Source organism: Streptomyces albireticuli, from assembly GCF_021228125.1.
Taxonomy (GTDB): Bacteria; Actinomycetota; Actinomycetes; order Streptomycetales; family Streptomycetaceae; genus Streptomyces; species Streptomyces albireticuli.
In genome coordinates, this window is the sequence record NZ_JAJQQS010000024.1 from 1 (window position 1) to 19,312 (window position 19,312).

General features: G+C 69.9%; 14 protein-coding genes and 1 pseudogene. 7 read left to right on the top strand and 8 right to left on the bottom strand.

The genetic code is table 11. The features are described from left to right. Window positions 1–371 precede the first annotated feature (371 nt). From LUZ64_RS32355 to LUZ64_RS32370, 4 genes are all read right to left on the bottom strand, one after another. Entirely contained in the window at window positions 372–1,001 is a 630-nt protein-coding gene (locus LUZ64_RS32355) for a hypothetical protein (RefSeq protein ID WP_372478758.1), read from the bottom strand. Window positions 1,002–1,211: 210 nt separating this feature from the next. Then, entirely contained in the window at window positions 1,212–2,741 is a 1,530-nt protein-coding gene (locus tag LUZ64_RS32360) for a cytochrome P450 (protein ID WP_170116776.1), read from the bottom strand. Window positions 2,742–2,820: 79 nt separating this feature from the next. Further along, window positions 2,821–8,049 carry a beta-ketoacyl synthase N-terminal-like domain-containing protein gene (locus tag LUZ64_RS32365; protein ID WP_095581949.1) on the bottom strand — a complete coding sequence of 1,743 codons (5,229 nt, stop codon included), beginning with the start codon at window positions 8,047–8,049 and terminating at the stop codon, window positions 2,821–2,823. Then, window positions 8,046–9,347, bottom strand: coding sequence for an acyltransferase domain-containing protein (locus LUZ64_RS32370; RefSeq protein ID WP_232399001.1), 1,302 nt, complete (start codon window positions 9,345–9,347; stop codon window positions 8,046–8,048). Before LUZ64_RS32370 ends, LUZ64_RS32365 begins: the two co-directional genes overlap by 4 nt. A gap of 579 nt (window positions 9,348–9,926) precedes the next feature. On the opposite strand from LUZ64_RS32370, the pseudogene LUZ64_RS32375 reads away from it, so the two are divergent. The 5 genes and pseudogenes from LUZ64_RS32375 to LUZ64_RS32390 form a co-directional block, all read left to right on the top strand. Further along, window positions 9,927–10,046 (top strand): annotated as a pseudogene (locus tag LUZ64_RS32375) (GntR family transcriptional regulator); the annotation flags it as partial. 23 nt (window positions 10,047–10,069) lie between these two features. Beyond that, on the top strand, window positions 10,070–11,368 hold the full coding sequence (locus LUZ64_RS32380; protein ID WP_267897227.1) for an acyltransferase family protein: 1,299 nt from the start codon (window positions 10,070–10,072) through the stop codon (window positions 11,366–11,368). A 149-nt stretch (window positions 11,369–11,517) separates the two neighbouring features. After that, window positions 11,518–12,423: an NADP-dependent oxidoreductase gene (locus LUZ64_RS32385; RefSeq protein ID WP_095584574.1), complete on the top strand. Its 906-nt coding sequence runs from the start codon at window positions 11,518–11,520 to the stop codon at window positions 12,421–12,423. 353 nt (window positions 12,424–12,776) lie between these two features. Continuing rightward, the gene (locus LUZ64_RS37890; RefSeq protein WP_372478759.1) at window positions 12,777–13,043 is read left to right on the top strand and encodes a helix-turn-helix domain-containing protein; all 267 of its coding nucleotides are present in this window, start codon (window positions 12,777–12,779) and stop codon (window positions 13,041–13,043) included. Continuing rightward, window positions 12,958–13,857: an NsdA family TPR-like regulatory protein gene (locus LUZ64_RS32390; RefSeq protein WP_504954162.1), complete on the top strand. Its 900-nt coding sequence runs from the start codon at window positions 12,958–12,960 to the stop codon at window positions 13,855–13,857. The genes LUZ64_RS37890 and LUZ64_RS32390 overlap by 86 nt, the downstream gene beginning before the upstream one ends. Window positions 13,858–14,082: 225 nt before the next feature. On the opposite strand, the gene LUZ64_RS32395 is transcribed toward LUZ64_RS32390, so the two are convergent. Continuing rightward, window positions 14,083–15,477, bottom strand: a complete 1,395-nt coding sequence (locus LUZ64_RS32395) for a TolB family protein (protein WP_107426704.1) — start codon at window positions 15,475–15,477, stop codon at window positions 14,083–14,085. 257 nt (window positions 15,478–15,734) lie between these two features. Here LUZ64_RS32395 and LUZ64_RS37345 point away from each other — a divergent pair, with 257 nt between their 5' ends. After that, window positions 15,735–15,863, top strand: coding sequence for a hypothetical protein (locus LUZ64_RS37345; RefSeq protein WP_267897226.1), 129 nt, complete (start codon window positions 15,735–15,737; stop codon window positions 15,861–15,863). Here LUZ64_RS37345 and LUZ64_RS38200 read toward each other — a convergent pair. Next, window positions 15,811–16,182, bottom strand: a complete 372-nt coding sequence (locus LUZ64_RS38200) for a DUF8825 domain-containing protein (protein WP_504954142.1) — start codon at window positions 16,180–16,182, stop codon at window positions 15,811–15,813. The two genes, LUZ64_RS37345 and LUZ64_RS38200, sit on opposite strands and share 53 nt — an antisense overlap. Window positions 16,183–16,358: 176 nt before the next feature. Beyond that, entirely contained in the window at window positions 16,359–16,859 is a 501-nt protein-coding gene (locus LUZ64_RS32400; protein WP_095584578.1) for a DUF1203 domain-containing protein, read from the bottom strand. Window positions 16,860–17,248: 389 nt separating this feature from the next. Between LUZ64_RS32400 and LUZ64_RS32405 the strand changes: the two genes are divergently transcribed. Continuing rightward, a complete protein-coding gene (locus LUZ64_RS32405; protein ID WP_211305165.1) occupies window positions 17,249–17,662 on the top strand; it encodes a hypothetical protein in 414 nt (137 codons plus the stop codon). 363 nt (window positions 17,663–18,025) lie between these two features. On the opposite strand, the gene LUZ64_RS32410 is transcribed toward LUZ64_RS32405, so the two are convergent. Beyond that, entirely contained in the window at window positions 18,026–19,312 is a 1,287-nt protein-coding gene (locus tag LUZ64_RS32410; RefSeq protein ID WP_095584579.1) for an aminotransferase class V-fold PLP-dependent enzyme, read from the bottom strand.

Sequence of the window (19,312 nt, forward strand, 5' to 3'; positions counted from 1 at the left end):
CATCGCCGCGTCCTGCAACTACGCGGCCGACAAGTACGGCTCGATGGACAACGTCAACTCGGCCTACTGAACCGGCCCAGCCCAACCCGCTCCTGCTGTACGAAAGGGGGCGGCGGCACCCCGCACAAGGGGTGCCGCCGCCCCCTTTCCCTATGCCCGACCGGGCGAACCAGAACTCCTGGCTGATGACCACCGCGAGCACCAGGCGCCCTTCGGCGGCCTGCGGCATGGGCAGGCCTGCCAGCACCTGCCCCAGCTGCGGTACATCTGACCAGACGAAGGCCTCCTCAACGTCCGGCAAATGCCTGGAAAAGTGGCCTAGTCCGCGGCGTATTGCGATGACGAGGTTCGCCAGGGGATAAGGTACGAGCTCAGGTGTAGTAGGTCTCGAAAGATCCGATCCACCAGGCTGCCAGCGGCAGGACGCTCACCTGTATGCCGGCCGTGATCCAGCACCGGCATAGGACAGCGATCCCGAAAGTCCACCATGCCGTCGTACGCAGCACGCTCACCACTGCGGCCTGATATCCCTGCCCGGTGGGATCCGTCATGCCGGGGTATCCCATCCAGTCCTCGGTGAAAATGCCGTCCGCCCCGAACACGATCGCCCCCGACACGAGCCACAGGTCGACCAGGACGGCCAGCACGGCGAGTGCCACGTCGAAGCGCAGGTACGCGGGCGTCGGCACCAGCAGCCGTACGGCCGCGTGCCCGTGCTGGCGCAGCCAATCCTGCGGCCAGATACGCACCAGCACAGCGACGGCGTACCCCAGTGCACCGGCGGCTACTGCCCACCCGCCCATGAGGAACAGCCCGAAGAACAGCATCCAGAAACTCACACCAGGCCAGATGCCGCTCCATTCGGAAAGGTTCCCTCCGGCGGTGGTCCGCCTCGCCGTGGCCGCCTCGGCGCCGGTGCCCAGGAGCGCGGGCTCGATGCGGTCGGCGTCCGGGTGTCGGCCTTCCCCGAACAGCAGCTCCGTCTGCCGTTCCGTCACCACCGCGCTCGCGGTGAGCTCGAGCGCGGGCAGGCCTCGCCCCCGTCCACACACCCGGCGGAAGCCCGGCCCGCAGCGGCAACACCCTGCCCGCCCGGCGGGCTCCCCTGGGGAAGCTGGACCCACGGGTTCGCCACCTGGGAGTACGGACCCGCGCGGACCGAGCTGCCGGCGCGCGGCCGGGCCCGGACGGGCAGCCCTGATCTCGACCAGTCACCCAGTCGGCCGGCCGGCGACGGCCTCGCCTCGCACCGGCCGGTACCACGGCACGCCGTCGGCAGGCACACGCGCCCGCACGATCACTGGTGTCCTCTCAGCGGGCCGGTTGAGCATCGCGAACGACATCGCCGTCGTGCCGACCTGCGGCAGTACCGGCTCCATTTCGAGCCGCCCGAACACGCGGTGCAGCACCAGCCGGGACTCCGTGTCGTAGAACGCCGTTCCCGGACAACGGTGCCTGCCCGCGCCGAACGTGATGAACCCGTACGGGGCGTCCGGCTCCACGTCGAGAAACCGCTCCGGCTTGAACCGATACGGATCCTCGTACACTGCCGGGTCGCAGTTGACGGCCGAGGCGGCGACAAACACCACCGACCCCTTGCGGATCCGGTAGCCGCCGAGCTCGAAATCGTGGTCCGCGACGGGGACGAGCCCCCATACCGGCGGCCGTAACCTGAGCGCTTCCAGATTCACCGCTCGCATGTAGCGGTCCGACACCCCTTGCCGGGCCTCGGTCACCAGCAGCTCACGGGCGCGGGCGTCGTGCAGCAGGTAGTCCGTCGCCCAGGAGTACGCGTTGACACTCGTGTCATGGCCGGCCATCAGCAGGGAGCTGAGCGTGTCCCGGATGCGGCGGTCCGTCCATGCCGGGGACTGTGTCTCCGCGAACGCGATGATGCGCGAGGCCATCGAGTCGTTCGGCTTCGCACGAAGTTCGCGGATCCTGCGGTACAGCAGCCGGTCCGCGTGCCTCTTCATCCACCACGCGCGCGGCGATACCGCTCGGAGGGCGGTATCGGTGCGATCTCCCAGCGCCTTCCCGGACAGCGCCGTCATGGTGAACGCCGCCGATGCCATGTAGCCGGGCAGTCGCTTCACGCTTGGCGTGATGTGAGACCCGACCGCGTACAGCAGCTTCTTGAACTCTTCCAGTTCAGCCCCGTCGTCCAGGCCCAGCACGACCCTCAGGATGATCTCCTGCGTCACCCGCGAGTAGAAGTCGTGCATCAGCACCTCCTCGCCCAACGGCAGGGCGTCGATCATCCGGTCGACCACCGCTACGCTCGTCTTCCGGTACCGCTCCACTGCCTGCGGTGTCAGGTCCGATGCCATCGCCCTGCGCACTTGTGCGTGCTCCGGCCCCCTCAGCAGGAAGGGCGACTGCGCCCCCAGTACGAATGACAGGCTTTTCTTGCCGTCCTCCTGGTCCAGTGCCGCGAGGCGGCGCGTGTACAGCTCCCGGGCCAGCCGCGCGGAGTTCACCGAAACCGCCTCGGCGGTCCAGCCGTCCGCGTATGCGTGAACGGCGATGCTCAGCGGCCACGGCACACGGGGGAAAGGAAACCGGAACACCTCACCTTTCTCGATCCACCGGTCACTGATGTCCCCGGCCCTCTGGAGGACGATCTGGAAGAACTCCGTGCCGGCCTTGATGTTCATCGGGGCCGTCGGAAGGTCTTTCACTCGCGCCCCGCCACCGGTTCCGGTGGCGGCGGTCACGGGACATACACCGTTCTCGTCCATGTCCGTCCTCCTGTCCGGCCGGTCACAACGACCGGCCCGTCTTCGACACCACCGCCCCGCGGGGCGACGGCGGGACCGTTCACGGTTCGTCTGCGATTCCGTCCCGGGGGCGCAGCGCACGGCTGGTGTCCGCGCCCATCGCGGCGATGCGCTCCAGCACCTCCGGCCGCCACGGCGCGGGGTGTGTGATGGCCGGGTCGGCGGCATCAGGCAGTGTGGACGCCAGGATCTGCTCACCTCGGGCGACGAGTTGTTCGGTCTCTCCGGGGTTGGCGCGGAAGACGGAGAACCGGCTGGTCATGAACGTCATGTCGGCGCGTACCGTCGTCATCCGCACCAAGGCCCGGTCGTTGACCCGCAGCTCACCCAGGTACTCGCACGACGCCTCCGCGGTGCGCATGAGCTCGGCACCGGCCTGGCAGGCGGCCATGTACTCGGGGAACGCCTCGAAGGCGAACCGTTCGCGGCACTCGCCCATCCACTCGATGTACTTCGCGAAGTACACGATCCCGGAGGAGGAGATCTCGCCGAAGGTGACGACGTGTTCCATCTCGTAGTACGCCAGGCCGCCTGTGGCGGGGATGCCCGGCCGGACCACCGGGTTTGCGGCGTGTTCGCCGTGCGGCAGGGGCGGGGCGTCCGTCCGCGCCGACGCTCCGGCCCGAGGGTGCATCGTGACGCGTACCTGTTCCATGTCGTGGGGGATCACGCCGCTGACGCGGGCCAGCACGGTCCCGTCCGGTGCGACGGCTATGTTCTCGTCCGGTCGGCCAGGGGCGAAGCAGCGGCGCAGTTCCACACCTGTCGGCCAAGCGGCGGCGATCCGGGCGTCGGACAGGGGAGTGAACCAGTTGATCTCGGCGACGCCGAGCGGAACCTTCAGCGTCACCAGACCGGGGGCGTCCATGGGAAACACCGACAGACGTCCCAGGGCGTCCAGCAGGAGCACCGGAACGCGGGCCCGCGCCATCGTGCCGCCGGCGGGGGCGATCTGCCGCCACACGCCGTGCGCGTCAGCCGGGCCGCTGTACAGCCGGTCGATGTTGCGGAACACCCCCGTCAAGTGCACGGAGGCGCCCGGGACCGTGTAGGGGTCGTCGTGTGCCACCACCGGCCCGGATACCGGCTGCGGCACCGGGGCGGGCGGCGTCCGGGCCGCGATGTCCATCACGGCGTGGAGACGGTCCTTTCGGACCAGGACCCCCTTGCGGGTGACCACATCGGACAGGACACGGACCCGAACCGTTCGGCCGGGCCGTGTCACGTGAGCCTCGACGCGGTACGGGCGTTCCTGACCGTTCCCCACGGTCACCGGCTCTTCGAATCGCACATCGCGGGCGGTGCCGATCTCGACGCCGGGAAGCAGGAACGATCCGGCTTCCACGCCGAGCGCGACCAGCAGCATTCCCGGGACCACCGGTCGCCCGCCGACCAGGTGCTCTTCGGCGGCTGCCACGACCTGTGCGGAGGGAAGCCACGACCATTCCGCCGATGTCGCGTCAGCGGCGACCGGATCGCCGAGCAGTCCCACCGGGCCGTCGGCCCCCGTGTCCTGCCCGACGGCGCCGAGTTCGCTGCCGGTCGCGTACACGGGGGCCGCCTCCGCCGAGCAGGCAGCGGCGATCTCCGCCCACAACGCCTCGCAGCCCTCGCGGTCGCTCATCCCGCGCACGATCCCGAAATCCGCCAGCCGCTCCCGGTGCTTCGGCGCGGACACCTTCCCGCTGTCCTCCCACAGCCCCCAGCCGACCGTCACCATCCGCCGCCCGTACACGCGCTGCTCCATGCGCGCCTCGGCGGCGAGATAGTCGTTCGCGGCACAGTAGTCCGTCTCCCCGGGGAATCCGACCGCGCCGAGCGCGGATCCGAAGTTCACCCACCGGCGGGGCACGGCGCCGGCGAAGGCGGCCCGCAGGTTTCGGTAGCCGTCCACCTTCGCCCGGATGCCGGCACGGAAAGCCGTGAGGGGCTTGTCGACCACCTTGGCCGCCTGCTGGTGGCACGCCGCGTGGAGCAGCAGGTCCGGCGTTCCCGACTCGGTGATCACACGGCGCGCCGCCCGGGCCACGGCTGCCGGGTCGCCCACGTCGCAGCGCACGTACGTGACCCGGTCGTCACCGAGTATCGCCCGCAGGCCGGCGAGCGTGGCGCGGCACTCACGGGCGTTCCACGCGCGCTCGAACTCCCTCAGCGCCTCGCCCGCTCCCACCCCCGGTGTGTTCCTGACCCGGTCGGTGATGAAGGCGCCGCGGAGCCGGTCCTCGTCCTCCTCCCGCGCTCCGTGGATCGCTGCGGGGATCTCGTCGGGATCGCTGCGGCCCATGATCCACAAGCGGGGGCGGCAGCGGGAAGCGAGATCTTTCAGGACGGCCGCCGTGATGCCGCGGGTGCCGCCGACCGCGACGACCAGCGGCTCATCGCCGAGGACCCACGGCATCCGTCCGGCCGGGGGAAGCGGGGCGGGGCAGAACACCTCCACGTGACGCAGGCCGCCGCGCCGGTACGAGACCGGCTGCTCGCGTGGATGCGCGTACTCGTCCAGGAGGAACGCGAGACCGGCATCCGCATCGCTGTCGGTGACCACTAGGCGCACCTGCCCGTCGGGCAGTTCCTTCGCCAAGGCCCGGCCGAAGCCGGTGAACAGCCCCGTCTCCGCTGTCTTCGCCATGTCGACCAGATCGTCGAAGACCAGCAGTGACACGTACGACGCCCCGCTGCCGTCGCTGTCCAGCTCCTGCACGGTCGCTACGGCGGCTTCCAGTAGCTCGTCCACCCCTTGCCGGCAGCGTGTGTCGGCGGCGATCAGGAGGTGCGCGCCCCCGGTACGGCCGGGCAACGCCCCGACCGGCTTCCCGCCGGCGGCCTCGGGGCCGGTGCACATCACCGCCGCGGCCCGCAGCAGCGTGCTGAACCGCGATTCCAAGGCAGTCGTGTTGGTCAGTACCACGTCCGGCACAGGAGGCCGTGCTCCGGCAGTGCCGTGAAGATCGGCGCGGCGCAGCAGCGTCGCCCACCGGCGCGGTACGCCGGGCTCCCGGCCGGTCGTCGTAGTGGGTTCGACTGTCACTCTGACGTGCGGGTCGACCGCCGAGACCTCTCCACGCGTGCCTGTGTGAAGAGTCCGGATGATCTCCAGAGCGCCTTGCGCGCCGCCGTAGTCCCATCCGGTCCGTCCGGTCTCCGAGCCGCCTGTGTCGTCGCAGGACAGCGCGGCGATCACCGGCAGCCCGGCCTCCCGCGCCGCGTCCTCCCGGGCCAGGACCACGAGGAAGGCTCCTTCGCCGGGCTTCGGCGTCCCGGACATGACCTGGGCCTGGTCGCTGGACGCCTCGTTCAAGGCGACGACCACGGCTACGTCCAGGCACGCGGTGCTCAGATAGTCCACCGCCGTGCGGAGTGCCACCAGCGCCGAACTGCCACCGGTGTCGATGGTCATGGTGGGCCCGTGCAAGTCCCATCGGTTCGCTATACGGTTCGCCGCGATCGTCGTCTCACTCCCGGCGAAGCTGTCGTCGGTGACAGGCTGCCGCTCACGGACCTGCTGCAGGAAGGTACCGAGCCGCGCGGCGTCGTCCTCGTCGAGGGGGAGGCTTTCCAGTTCGCCGGCGACAGCCCGCAGGGTCATGTCCTGCCAGCCGCGTGTGACACCGGACTGGGCGCAGAAGACGCCTGTCGTCTCCCGGTGCCTCTCCCGCAGCCGGCCGTGCTCCGTCACGAAACGGTGCGCGACGTCGAGGGCGAGCAGATGGGTGCGGTCGATCACCGAGGTCGTGACCGGCGGGAGCCTGGTGACGTCGAACGCGGACGCCGGGTATGTGTGCCCGAAGTGCTGCCCCGGTTCGCCGCCGTCGCCGTCGAGCCACCTCCTCACCTCGTCGGCTGTCGCGAGGCCGGGAAGGTGCGCCGACCACCCGCACACCATCACCCGCTCCGCGGCGGGCCGCTGCCGAGTGGCCTCCGGCAGAGGGGCACGGTCCTGTACGACCAGGTGGGCGTTCACGCCGCCCAGCCCCATCCCGTTGATCCCGGCCCTGCGCACGCCGCTTTTGGATCCGGGCCACGCCACTTCGCCGGCCGGCACCCGTAGATCCGTTCCGGCCAGTGCCGGATGCGGACGGCTGAACTGCCTCTGTGCAGGTATCACTTCCTGGGCGAGGGCACCGCACGCCTGGATCAGCGATACGCCGCCCGCCGCCCAGCCGGTGTGGCCGATCAGTGACTTGTTCGACGTACACCACGTCGGCGATGTCGCCAGAGAGCCGAGCGTTTCCAATTCGGTGCTGTCACCGGCGAACGTGCCCGTGCCGTGCCCGATGATCCAGTCCGGATCCGCGCCGCTGATCCCGGCATCCCGCCATGCCCTCTCGACGGCACGGCGCAGTCCGGCCGGATTCGGTGCGGCGAAGGCCTTGCCCCGGCCGTCTCCGGCGATTCCCGACCCGGTGATCACAGCGAACACGGTGTCGCCGTCCCGTTCGGCGTCCTGAAGGCGTTTGAGTGCCACGACGGTCGCTCCTTCGGAGAACACCGTCCCGGACGCGTCCGCGTCGAACGCCCGAAGGTCCCGCCGCGCCGACACCCCGTCGAACTGCGCTTGGGCCAGCGCCACCGCCCGCACGATGCCGTTCAGCCCGCCGCACAGCGCCACGTCGCACGCTCCCGACGCAAGCCGGCGGATTCCCAGGTCGACCACGTACAGGCCGGAGGCGCACGCTGCCGACAAGGTCAGCCGGTCGGACCCCTCGGGAACGAGACCGTCCAGCGCGCGGCGCACCACCACATGTCCGCGTACCGACTCGGGGGCGTCGGTGGCCAGCGGATAGGTCTTGGCCAGGACGCGCCGGATCCGTTCGGCACGCTTCTCCCGCACCTCGTCCGGCAGGTGCCGGGTGAGCGCATCGGTCGTGCAGGAGACGATCAGCGTCTCCTCCAGCGCCAGCAACCCGGTGGGGAACAGCCCCACATACGTCCCCAGCCGCGCTGTCGACGCGACGGCCGTCGTGTCAAGGGCTTGGTAGAGGCAATGACGCAGCCACACCGTCTCGGTGTCCGCGGCCGACCACCGTCCGGATGCGAGCTCCACGCCGAGTTTCGGGTGCGGTTGGAAGGAGTGGATGTAGCCGCCCCTGCGGTGACGGTCGGGGTCGGCCAGCCCGGGGTCACCGGCGTAGACCGTTTCGAGGTCGAAGCGGGCCGGGCTGCTGAACTGCGGGCGGTCTTCGGCGAGGATCTGCCACAGTTGCTGGGGACCGGACGCGCCGGGTACGACCGCGCCCATGCCGACCACCGCGACCGGGCAGGCCGTCACCGGCTGTCCACCGGGAGTGAGGTGAGGAAGTCCGCGATCTGCGCGACTGTGCGCGCGGAGCCGATCGGCAACTGGGAGGACGGCGTGGCGAGCCCGTAGTGATCGAGGAGCGCCACCACGGCCTTCGTCTTTTTCACCGACGACACCCCGAGCTCGGCTTCGAGCTCTGTGTCGTCCTCGATGATCTCGATCGGGTAGCCGAGCATGTCGGCGAACCGGCGTCGCACCACCTCCCGGACCTCGCCCGTACCTCGTGCTTCCTGGTTCTTCTGCGGCGCGGCCACGAGGGGGGCTTCGGACGGCGGGCGTAACGACGGGGCGATCGGGGCCGGGGCGGTCTGCGGTACGGGGGCAGCCGGCTCCCGCAGTGGGGGCAGTGGGGGCAGTGGGGATCGCACCTGTGCGGATTCCTCCACCGGTCCGGCATCACCGTCCGGGATACCGCCGACCGCCAGTGCCTGGGCCAGTCGCGGGAACTGCCTCGCTTGCGCCTGACCCGGCAGCGTGGCCACCGTCCGAACCGAGGCGGGCAGGGTGCCGCGTACCGCCTCGCACATCAGCTGTTTCGCACCGACCTCCACGAACTCCTCGAATCCGTCGTCGTGCAGCACCCCGAGGGCGTCACGGAAGCCGACAGGCAGCGTCAGCATCCCGTGGATCAGCCCCCACACGTCATCGACGGTGCGGATGTAGCGGCCCAGCTGCGGCGAGTACCCCCGCACCCTCGGCGCACGCACCTCGATGTCCGCAACCGCCCGCGACAAGGCTTTGTTCGCGGGCCCCAGACGCGGATGGTGGTACGAATGCGGGGGCCACAGGCGGCTCGTCCTGATCCCGAGCGCGAGCGCCGCCGCCTCGAACCGCTTCACCGGGCCCTCTTCATTGGAGACCACCGTCCGGCGCGGCCCGTTGTCGACCGCCACACTCAGCGTGACCCGGTCGACCACCTCGCACAACGCGCGAGCGCGCCACGCGGGGACATCGACCACCGTCATCGCGCCGGCTGTCAGCGCCGCCGCCTCCACCGCAGCCGTGCGCTCCGCCAGAACCCGCGCCCCGTCCTCCACCGACAGGCACCCGGCCGTGACCAGCGCGGTGATCTCACCGCCACTGTGGCCGACCACCGCGCCGCACCGCGCGCCGGCCTCCTGGAGCTGCTCCGCGACTACTAAGGATGTCGCGAAGAACCCCAGCCACTGATGCCCGTCGTGTACCTGCCCCTGTGGCTCTTCACCGAGAAGAAGGGGCGACACTGCCCCCCACCCGTGGGAAGCGGCGACACTGTCGACGGTCTTCAACGTCACCAGCCTCGCCGGGTGAACGGCCACCCATCCCAAGGTTCCCGCCGTGTGAGCACCGGGTCCGGGGAACATCCACACACTCTTCGTCGACGGTCGGCCCTTCCGGAGGCGCCCCCCCCAGCCAGGGGCGAGAAATGGCAGAGGGAATCGGTCTATGCGGTGGCCTTCGTGCCGGCAGCGGAGCAGGCCCCTGGCGGGGCAGTAGTGCACCGAGTGACTATCGACGCCATCACAGCATGCGACGGCACGGAGTGGCAGACGAAAAAGAGACGCGCCGGTGACGCTACCGACCCGCGCCGCTGCCGGGGGCCGTCGCCGTCGCGGGCCAGGACGCGGCCACCCTCTCAGCCTTACGAAGGAGAGCGGGAGCCGGCGGTAGAGCCGTACAGCCCGATCGTCTTCGGCGATACCCCATCAAGATCATCGCGCTCCCGCCGGTTGCCTGGCGACGCCCTCGTTTGACAGTGGAGGTCCTTCACTTCCATGCTTTCACTATTCACATAGTGGAAGCATGGAAGTGTGGAAGTGTGCAAGTGTCGAATCGATCAAGGAAGTGGCGTAGCGCCCTACGCGCAGATGGTGCTGCAGACCAAACAGGCGCTGCGCTTGGGCCCGCTGAAGGTCGGGGGCAAGATGCCGACGGCCAGGGCGGTTGTCGAGGCGATCGCCATCAACGCCGACACCGTGTTCAAGGCCGGGCCTCAGCCAGGGGCGGGCGCCTGGCCGCGGTCGACGGGCTGCGGCTGCTGGCAGCGGCAGCCGTGGCGGCCTACCACTACGTGGGCACCCCGACCCCCCGCTTCTGGGGCGAGGCCTACGACCTGCCGCAAGCAGCACCGCTGCTCCACGCGATCAGCGGCTACGGCTGGCTCGGCGTCGAGGCGTTCTTCCTGATCAGTGGCTTCGCCATCTGCATGAGCTGCTGGGGCCGCACCCCGGCGCAGTTCGCGGTCTCCCGCATCGCCCGGCTCTTCCCGCTCTACTGGGCCGTCGTCCTGATCATCGTCGCCGCCGGCACCGTCACCGTGCTCGCCGGACAGCGGTCAGGGGCACCCACAGACCTGCGCACCACGCTCGGCAACCTGACGATGATCCCCGGCCCGCTCGGCCTGGACCTCACCGCGGGCGTCGCCTGGACGCTATGGGTGGAAGCGCGCTTCTACCTGCTCATGGGCGTGCTGCTGCTGATCGGCTTGACCTACCGGCGCGTCATAGCCTTCGGCTTCCTCTGGCTCACCCTGGCAGCCATAGGCCGCGAACTCGACTCCGCCGTCCTGGACGAGTTCCTGCTCAGCCGGTACGCCGGGCTCTTCGTGGCCGGTATCGCGCTCTACCTGATGTACCGCTTCGGCCCCAACCTGCTCCTGTGGCTCCTGACCGGCTTCGCCTGGTGCTACACCCTGACCGTTCTGCAGGACCGGATCGCCTCACACGCCATCCCCGCCGCCCGAGGACCCAGTCCCAGCTGGGCGGTCAGCGCGGCCGTCCTCACCGGCTTCCTCGTACTGCTCGCTCTGGCCGGCCCCGGCCCGCTGCGCCACCTCAGGTGGCGGTCCCTGGTCTACGCGGGCGCTCTGACCTACCCCTTCTACCTGCTCCACCAGAGCCTGGGCATACCCGTCGCCCGCGGCGTCCTCAAGATCGCCCCCGGCCTCGGCCTGCTCCCGTCCATCGCCCTCGGACTCCTCTTCTCACTGCTGCTGGCCGCCGCACTGGACCGCCTGGTCGACCGCAGACTCGGCCCCCTGCTGCGCCACCACCTCACCGTCGCCCTCAACCCCACCCACACCGAGCCGGACCGGCGTGCACCCTCTACTGCCGATGGCCCCCCTCCCGTCGCCCTCTCCGAAGCCCCGCAACGAGCCCCGGTCTCCAGGCCCGGCATGGCTTCCCCTCCCGTCGGAGCCACAACGAATCCGGCCCCGAGTGTCTGGCCCAGGTCGTGGCGTTTTCCCTCACGTGATGCACCCACATCCGGTGGGCGTACTCGCGCAGTGCCGGGGTCTCCTCCACCGTAAGGGCACTTGAGGCCTCGCTCGGTTGCCGTGGACAACAACGAAGGTAGCCGGTCAACCAGCCGGCGTGCGGGCCTGAGCCGCATCGGGAATTCCTTGATCATCACTGGTGTTGAGCCCCGCTGTCAGACCAATCATGTGAAGGGCTTTTCGTGCGCGCCATACAGATCGATCGCTTCGGTACCTCTGACATCCTTGGCATCATCGATGTTCCCGAGCCCGAGCCCGGTCCGGGAGAGGTGCTGATCCGGACCGTTGCGACCAGCATCAATCCCGTCGACGACAAGACACGGGAGGGAGCCATCGGTGAAGGAACACCGCCACTGCCGATGACGCTCGGCTGGGACCTGGCCGGCATCGTCGTCGACGGCGGCGGCACCGGGCTGCGCGCCGGTGAACGCGTCATTGCCATGTCGCACCAACTCACCGCCGGCCGAGGAACCTGGGCCGACTTGGTCGTTCTTCCCGCACAGGCAGTCGCCGCCGCTCCGCGGTCCGTCAGCCTGGCCGAGGCCGCGACGTTGCCGCTCCCCGGGCTGACGGCCTTGCAGACGCTGGACTGGCTGGCGGTCAAGGCCGGCGAGCGGCTGCTGATCACTGGTGCCGCGGGGGCCGTCGGCGGGTTGGCGCTGCAGATCGCCCGCGCCCGCGGCGCCAAGGTCGATGCGCTGGTCTCCCGGGATGCGCAGGTCGCCTTCGCCCACGACCACGGCGCCGACCTCGTCACCACCGACCGTAACGCTCTGCAAGACCGTCACTATGACGCGGTCTTCGACACCTTCGGGGCGTTCGTGACCGAGGCGGTGGCCGATGGCGGCCGGTACGCGTCGATCGCCACCCAAGCCGGCCCGGTCCCCGACCTGTCCTCCCGCGGTGTCCGTACCACCGTCAACCAGGTACGCGAGGACGGCGCGGGGCTGGACGAGCTGACCAAGCTCGTCGACGACGGCTCCCTGCGGCTGCGCGTGCACTCCACCTTCGGTCTCCAAGAGATCCACGCCGCACATGCCCGCTTCCTCCAAGGCGGCCTGGAAGGAAAGATCGCTGTGATCTTCTGACGCAGGCTCCCGATCCCCGGCACACGCGCTGGGCCCGTGGTCACCGATACGTCGGCGGCGCCGCCCAGCTGATGCCGCCGCTCGGCGTCGGCACCGACCTCGCCCTTCTCGACGGCACCGAACTCGCCCTGGCCCTCGTTGCCCACCCGGAGACCGACGCCGCGGTACGGGTCTACGAGAAGGCCGTGCTGCCGCGCGCGACGGACCTGGCCGCCCGCACCGCGCCAGGACCTGGGCCACTTGCTGCCGCGGAAGGGGGAGACCGAACCCGTTCCGGGGACACGGCGTCCCGAGTAGGCTCCGGCGGCGGCATGCGGACAGCCGGGTGGGCGGCTCAGCGCGAGGTGGCGGGTATGACTTCTTTCGGACGGACGTTGCGGCTTCTGCTCCGGCGCGCGGGCATGTCCCAGCCGGATCTGGCGGCGAAGGTGTTCGTGTCCCAGCCGACCATCAGTCGCTTCGAGTCGGGTGACCGGATGCCCGATCCGGCGCTGGCCGGGCTGCTCGACGAGGCCCTCGCGGCCGGGGGGCGCGCTGGCCTCCCTCGTTCCGGCCGACCCGGACCGCGCCGCATTCCAGGCCCGCAGGCCGGGCCTGGTGGACAAGGCGACGATCCTTGAGGTGGAGTCAGGGCTCGTCCGATTGCGCAAGCTGGAGGACGTGTCCTCTTCGGCGGACGTCACGCCGATGGTGGCCGCGCGGACCGAGATGGCCGTCCAGACGGCCAAGGACGCGCCTTACGCCCTGCGGGCCCCGGCGATCGGGGCGGCCGCCATGGGCGCCGCGTACCTGGGCTGGTGCCACTTTCTGGCCGGGCGGTACGGGGCGGCGGAGCAGGCGCTGGACAGCGCGGTGGCCTACGCCTACGAGTCACGAGCACCTGACCGCATCGAGCGCACGATGAGCTATCGGGGTGTGCTGGAGCTGGTATGGGGCAGTCCTGCCGCCGCGGCGTCCATGTTCGACGCCGCCCGTCGTGACAGCCGTGCCCACCCGGCGCTGAGGGCCTACGACAGCGGACAGCAGGCGCGGGCGCTCGCGCACGCGGGGGAGGCCCGTGAGGCCGACCGCCTGCTGCTGGAAGCCGATCGGCTGGCCGGAACGGTCGATTTCTCGGACTTACCGGTCGGTGCCTACTGGTACACACCGGGATGGCTGGTCCTACGCCGAGGTGTGGCGATGCTCGCGCTGGGTCGTACCGCCGCGGCCCAGCGCGAGATCGGGCAAGGCTATGCCGCCATGCCCGCGGAGCATCGGCAAGCCCACTGGGCGCGGCAGTGGATCGACGTGATACACGCCGATCGTGACCCCTCCGATCTGGTCCTTCCGCCGCGGCAACGCGGCAAACACCGCGCGCTGCCGTCCCGGCAGGTGCGTTCGCGCCGAACGTCACCGCGAACGGCGAAGGAGACGGATCATGGGGGCGCCGAGTAGTAGGGAAGGGTATGCGAACAGCGAAAGCCCCTTGGCACCAGTGTCGAATGAGGTCGAAACTCTGATACCAAGAGGCTCTGCTGTCACCAACCTCCACACCACGCAGGCTATTTCACCCGTGAGCGCCGCCGGACAGCAGAAGTATCTGGATGTCTTTCCCCGCCTTAGCGCGGCGGCCAGGGGACTCCCTCCGGGCGGGCGTGCGGCATGGGTGCGAGAGCGTGTCTATCCAAGTCGTCCGGCGAACACGTCACTTGACGCGTTGGTGTCACCCGCGACCAGGTCCGCACTGTCGCTGGTGAAACCCACCGTGCGGTTCCAGCCGATGACCGGGGTGTACGACGCCTCGGTGAGCTGACCGCCGTCGGGGCGCACACTGATCCGCCGGGTGCTTCCGGTGCGGAGGTCGTGCGCGAAGACGTCGCTCTGTCCGTTGGTGTCGCCCGGCACCAGGTTGGACGCCTTGGAGCTGAAGACGACCGTGCGGTTGTCCCCGCTGATGCGGGGGTGGACCGAGTCGGAGTTCGCGGTCGCGGTGCCGTCGACGGGTGTGGTGATCAGCCGGACGGTGTTCGTCTTGAGGTCACGGACGTAGATGTCTGTCTTGTAGCGCTTGAAAAGCGTACAGGAGGCTCGCGATGCTTCGGGCGGTGAGGTGGGGATCAGTCCGGCGGCCGCGTAAACGGCGTAGCGGCCGTCGGGGGAGAACGCGTAGTCGTCGTAGAGGACGACGGCCATGGTGCCGTCGGGTGTGTATCCGGCCTGTGCGAGCTTGCCGGTGCGCATGTTGAAGTACGCGAACATGTGCGACCGATAGGTGGTCGGGCCGGCTGACTCCGGCTCAGGATCGGGTCGGTCGGATACGTTGCGGGCGCCTGTGCGGAATCCGATCAGGTTGCCGTCTGCGCTCATGGTCGGGCCTGACGAGGCGTCGACGGACTGGCTGCCGTCCTGGCGGCCGCTCACCTTCTTGATGGTGTGGGCCCACCGGTCCTGCACGAAGACGTCGACCCGGCCGTTGGTGTCGCCGGGTACCAGGTCTTCGCGGGAGGACTGGAAGGCGACGTAGCGTCCGTCGGCGCTGATGGCGGCGTGCCCACTGTTTCCGGAGGCTCCGGCAGCGGCGGGAGGAGGTGTCAGGAGCGAGGTGCGGCCCGTGACGCGGTCATGGACGAAGACGTCCTCGTCGGAGTTGGCGTCCCGGGGGTCCAGATTCGAGCTCGCGCTGTCGAAGACGACATAGCGCCCGTCGCCGCTGACGGCGGGGTTCTGGGAAGGGGCGTCGCCCGGAGCGCCGTCGGAGGACTGACTGACCCGCTCGGGTTTCCCGGACCGTAGCGGCCTGGCGTAGGCCTGGCTCACGCCGTCCCCGGCCGCGCTGGAGACGAGGTCTGCCGCGTCGGAGGTGAACACGGCCGTTCTTCCGTCCCCGCTCAGCACCAGGTCCTTCGAGCTCCCGTTGGCCTGTGCACCGTCAGCCGTCAGACTCACCCGCCGGAACTGCGGAGGTGGCGGGTCGGACGACGCTCCCACGGGGGCAGCGATGGCGGTGACAGGCAGGAGGAGACTGGTGATCCCCGCGAGAGCGGAGAGCGAGAAGGTGATGCGGCGTAATCGCATGATGATGCTCCCGAAGGTGAGTGACCGATCGCACTGACGATGCGATACCGGGTGCTTCGCTTGTGCAAGGGCGGCGCTGGTCGAAGTTCCAGCACCTCTGTGTGAGGGAGGTCAGAGCAGGTTGATCACAGCGGCGTACCCGTCGTGGTCGCCGGTAGTGACGGTGTCCGTGTTTTCGGCGCTATCCATGAACAGGGCTTCATGCATACCTCTGCCTTCGCGTCCAGGACGTACGTGCCGAGCTGACAGCCTGGCTTGTGCGCCATGCCCCCGCCCGGCTCCGGGCCCATGACACCCCTGAGGAGCTCCTCGACCGCGTACGGCTCCTCGGCCTCACCGGCGTCGACCGCTGGGAGGATCCGCACTGGCCCGGACACCCCTACTGAGCCCCTGAACCGCACGCCGTCGCTGGTCCGTATCGGCGACACCCGTACGCCGAAACCGGCGCCTGTTCGTGGCGCCGGAAACAGCCACGCCACCCATACCTGCTCGTTCGCGCGCACCTGTCGGCGCAGCTCCACCCGGGCCCGCCGAAGCCCCTCCCCGCCCGCTGGACCAGAACGGGTGCCACCAGATCCGGGCAGACACCCGCAACAGCCGACGGCGCAGCGCGGTGGCCCTGTCCGGGTGGGGTGCGGCAAGCGCTTGGTGGATGGACTTCCCGTTGCGCTGAGCCTGCACCAGGTCGTGGGGGATAAACCGCATTGGGGCACATGCTCGAATCCTGGGCCCTCTTCGCCCCCCCCAACAGACCGGTGGCCGGTCCCACTGGGGTTCGGGCCCCCTGCCCCTCTCACCGGAGCTTGATCACCGCTAACGACGAGGTCGGCAGTACGCCTGGGGCTGGCCGTCCCGCGCCGTCTTCCGGCCCCCCGCCTCACCTACCGGCGGCGGACCTCGACCATGAAACAGCCGAATTCCACGGCCCGGACATGTACCAGTGTCACTGCCGGATCAGCAAAAACATCGCGCAGCGCGTCGTTCACCTCGCCGGCCTCCTCCTTGGGGATCTCGATCAGTCTCCCGCCAAAGATGTGTCCCTGGGCGCTGTAGGCGCGTAGCACCCGGCGCGCACCGTGGAGTTCGGCCGGATAGCCGAGGCCGGAGGTCGGCCCGCCGCACTCCTCGGCGTGGACGAATACCGGACCGCACTCGTCGTACGGGCCAGGCTCAGCACCGGTCTCCACCGCCCAGCGACGCAACGGCGCGTACGAGACGAGGACAATCTGCTCACCTGCCCCGCTGTGCCGCAGACAGCAACGCAGCGGGGCGCCGCCCTGCGGATCGGTGACGGGTACCCGGGTGAAACCGGCGTCGTCCTGTTCTCTCAGCTGCTTCAGCACGGCCGGATCGATGGCCCGCACCTCATAAGTCGTGGTCATGGCTCCAGCATCCGCACATACTCGTCCCCGTGCTGGCGGCAATCAGACATCGGCCTGGAGCCGCTCCGAAACCTGATGAGTGCTGCACGGGTTTGGTCGACTGCGAGATCAGCCTGGGCCCGTGCGGCCGCGTCCCATCCTGCCTTCACCGGCGTCTCTCGCGCGCATCTCGGAGGCTTGATCGAGGAGCTGGCCGCCCCGTGGCAGGCCTGCCGGGAGTCCGCCCTGCACGAGCGGCGGGGTGAGTAGGCGCCGCCGTGCTGCCGGGGCCGGGCACAAGTACGAATTGGTTTTCACCGACCGTTGACCCTCAGGCCGGCCGCCCTAGCATCAATAGCCGACAACGCCCGCAAGGTGCCTGGTAGGTCAGACCGCGTACCCTCGGCTGCGTGCCTCGCCATTCGAAGAAGCCCCGCCGGCTGGTCGCCGACGGGCGCGTGTACATGTGGACAATGCGCCACAGCCACCGAAAGGACCACGATGGCCGGTCCGTGGACTGCCGCCAGATCCTCACCCTCTCCCCGCAGCCGGCCGGTACCGGAGGCCCGCTGCGTATTGTCTTTGGCGACGGGCCCGGCCGGTACGTCCCGGGCGGGGCACCCTTCGGCTCCGGGGACGTGGGCTTCACCCAGGGAGCGGACCTGAACCTCCACGAGCCGGGCGCCGTGCGAGCCCTGCTCGACGTGGCGCTGGACAGCGGGTGGCAACCAGCGGAGCGGCGACTGGTGGAGATCGACGGCTGGACCCTGCTGGAGGCGGCAGTCGCCGCGCGCGCCGGGGACACCGGCCCCGAGAGCCTGTGAGCGTGGCTCCTCCGCGCCCGACTTCACTGATCCCCGGACCAGCCCACCGCGCGGCGGTCAGACCACGGTGAGACTTGTCAAACTTCGTGCAGACGGGGAGTCCCTGCGGCCAGGGGCCCGGGGGTCGCCCGGCGGCCCCCGGGGCCCGGCACTTGAGGGTCCAGGCGCCGCTGCGCGCCGGGACCGCAGTGGCCCCCACCCACCCGTCCATGCGCTCCGCCTTGACGGCACGCGCACAGGGAGGCGGGCAGGGCGGGCGTAGCGGCCACCGCCTCGTACGCCTGCCCTCCCGGCACACCGTCCGCCCCCTTCCTGGTTCCACAGCCCCGTGGCTCAGGCCCTCGACGCGCGCCTGCGGGCGGCTCACGGATGGCGGGACGCCGTACTCCGCTGCGCCGGGGACCGAACGCCGCGGGCCGCGGGTCGTCGGCCGCGCCGTGCCTGTGGCGCGCCGCTCACCGTCGCCAGCAGGCGGTCCACGTCCGCAGGCGAGTTGAACCAGTGGCAGGAGACCCGGATGCCGCCCATGCCGCCCGAGTAGCGCACGCTCACGGCGACGCCCGATGCCGACAAACGCTCGGCGAGGGCGATGTCGGAAGCGTTATGTCCCGTGGTGAAGGTGACGATGCCTGACCGGTGCTCGACCGCCCGCGGGGTGACGATGTGGACGCCCGTCCGTAGGAGCCCCTCCAGGAGGTGCTCGGTCAGGGAGAACACGCGCGCCCAGACCTCGTCGATGCCGTGGGCGAGAATGAGGTCCACCGCTGCGGAGAGCCCGATGCCGCCGGGGTAGTTCGCCGTTCCTCCGGTTTCCCAAGCCCGTGCGTCGTCGGTGTAGGTGAACTCCTGGAAGGGGTCGGTATCGGGCCGCAGGAAAGCCTCACCCCAGGTGGCAGCCGGTGGGTCCGCCGCGAAGAATCCGTGCAGAGGGCGGTTCAGACGGGGGCGGATGCCGGGGGACAGGTAGAGGAAGCCCGTTCCGAAGGGTGAGTTGAGCCACTTGTGGCCGCTGCTCACGAGGACGTCCACGGGAGTGCGCGACACGTCGAACGGAACCGCTCCGATGTGCTGGGCGCCGTCCACGAGGAGCATGATGCCGCGCTCGCGGCACAGCTCGGAGATCGACGCGATATCGGCGCGGAAGCCCGTGGTCCACTGGACGGAGCTCAGCGCCAGAGCCGACACGTGGAAATCGAGGTACCGGTCGATCGTGTCGACGGTGATACTGCCGTCCTCATGAGGGATCCTGCATATCTTCACACCTCTGCTTTCCAGCTGTGACCAGGTGACACCCATCTGGATGTACTCGGTCTCCGGTACGGCGACCACGTCTCCCGAGGCGAGCGGAAGCGCGAGCGCCGCGGTGTTCAGCGCATGGGTCGCGCTCTCCATGAGGGCGATGTCCCGCGCCTGCGCGCCGATGAGCTCGGCCACCCGGGGGCGCGCCGCGTCCCGCGCCCGGTTGAGGCGGCCGTGGTGGGCCGTGCCCGAATCGGGCGGGACCTGGTGCACCTGGTCGACGAAGTCGCGCACGGCCCGCACGGCGGTCCGGGGAGCGATGCCGATGCATGCCGTGTCGAGATACGCGGCCTGCCCGACGGACGGGAACTCGGCTCGTACGGCCCGCTGAAGGGCCTGGTGGAGGGCCAT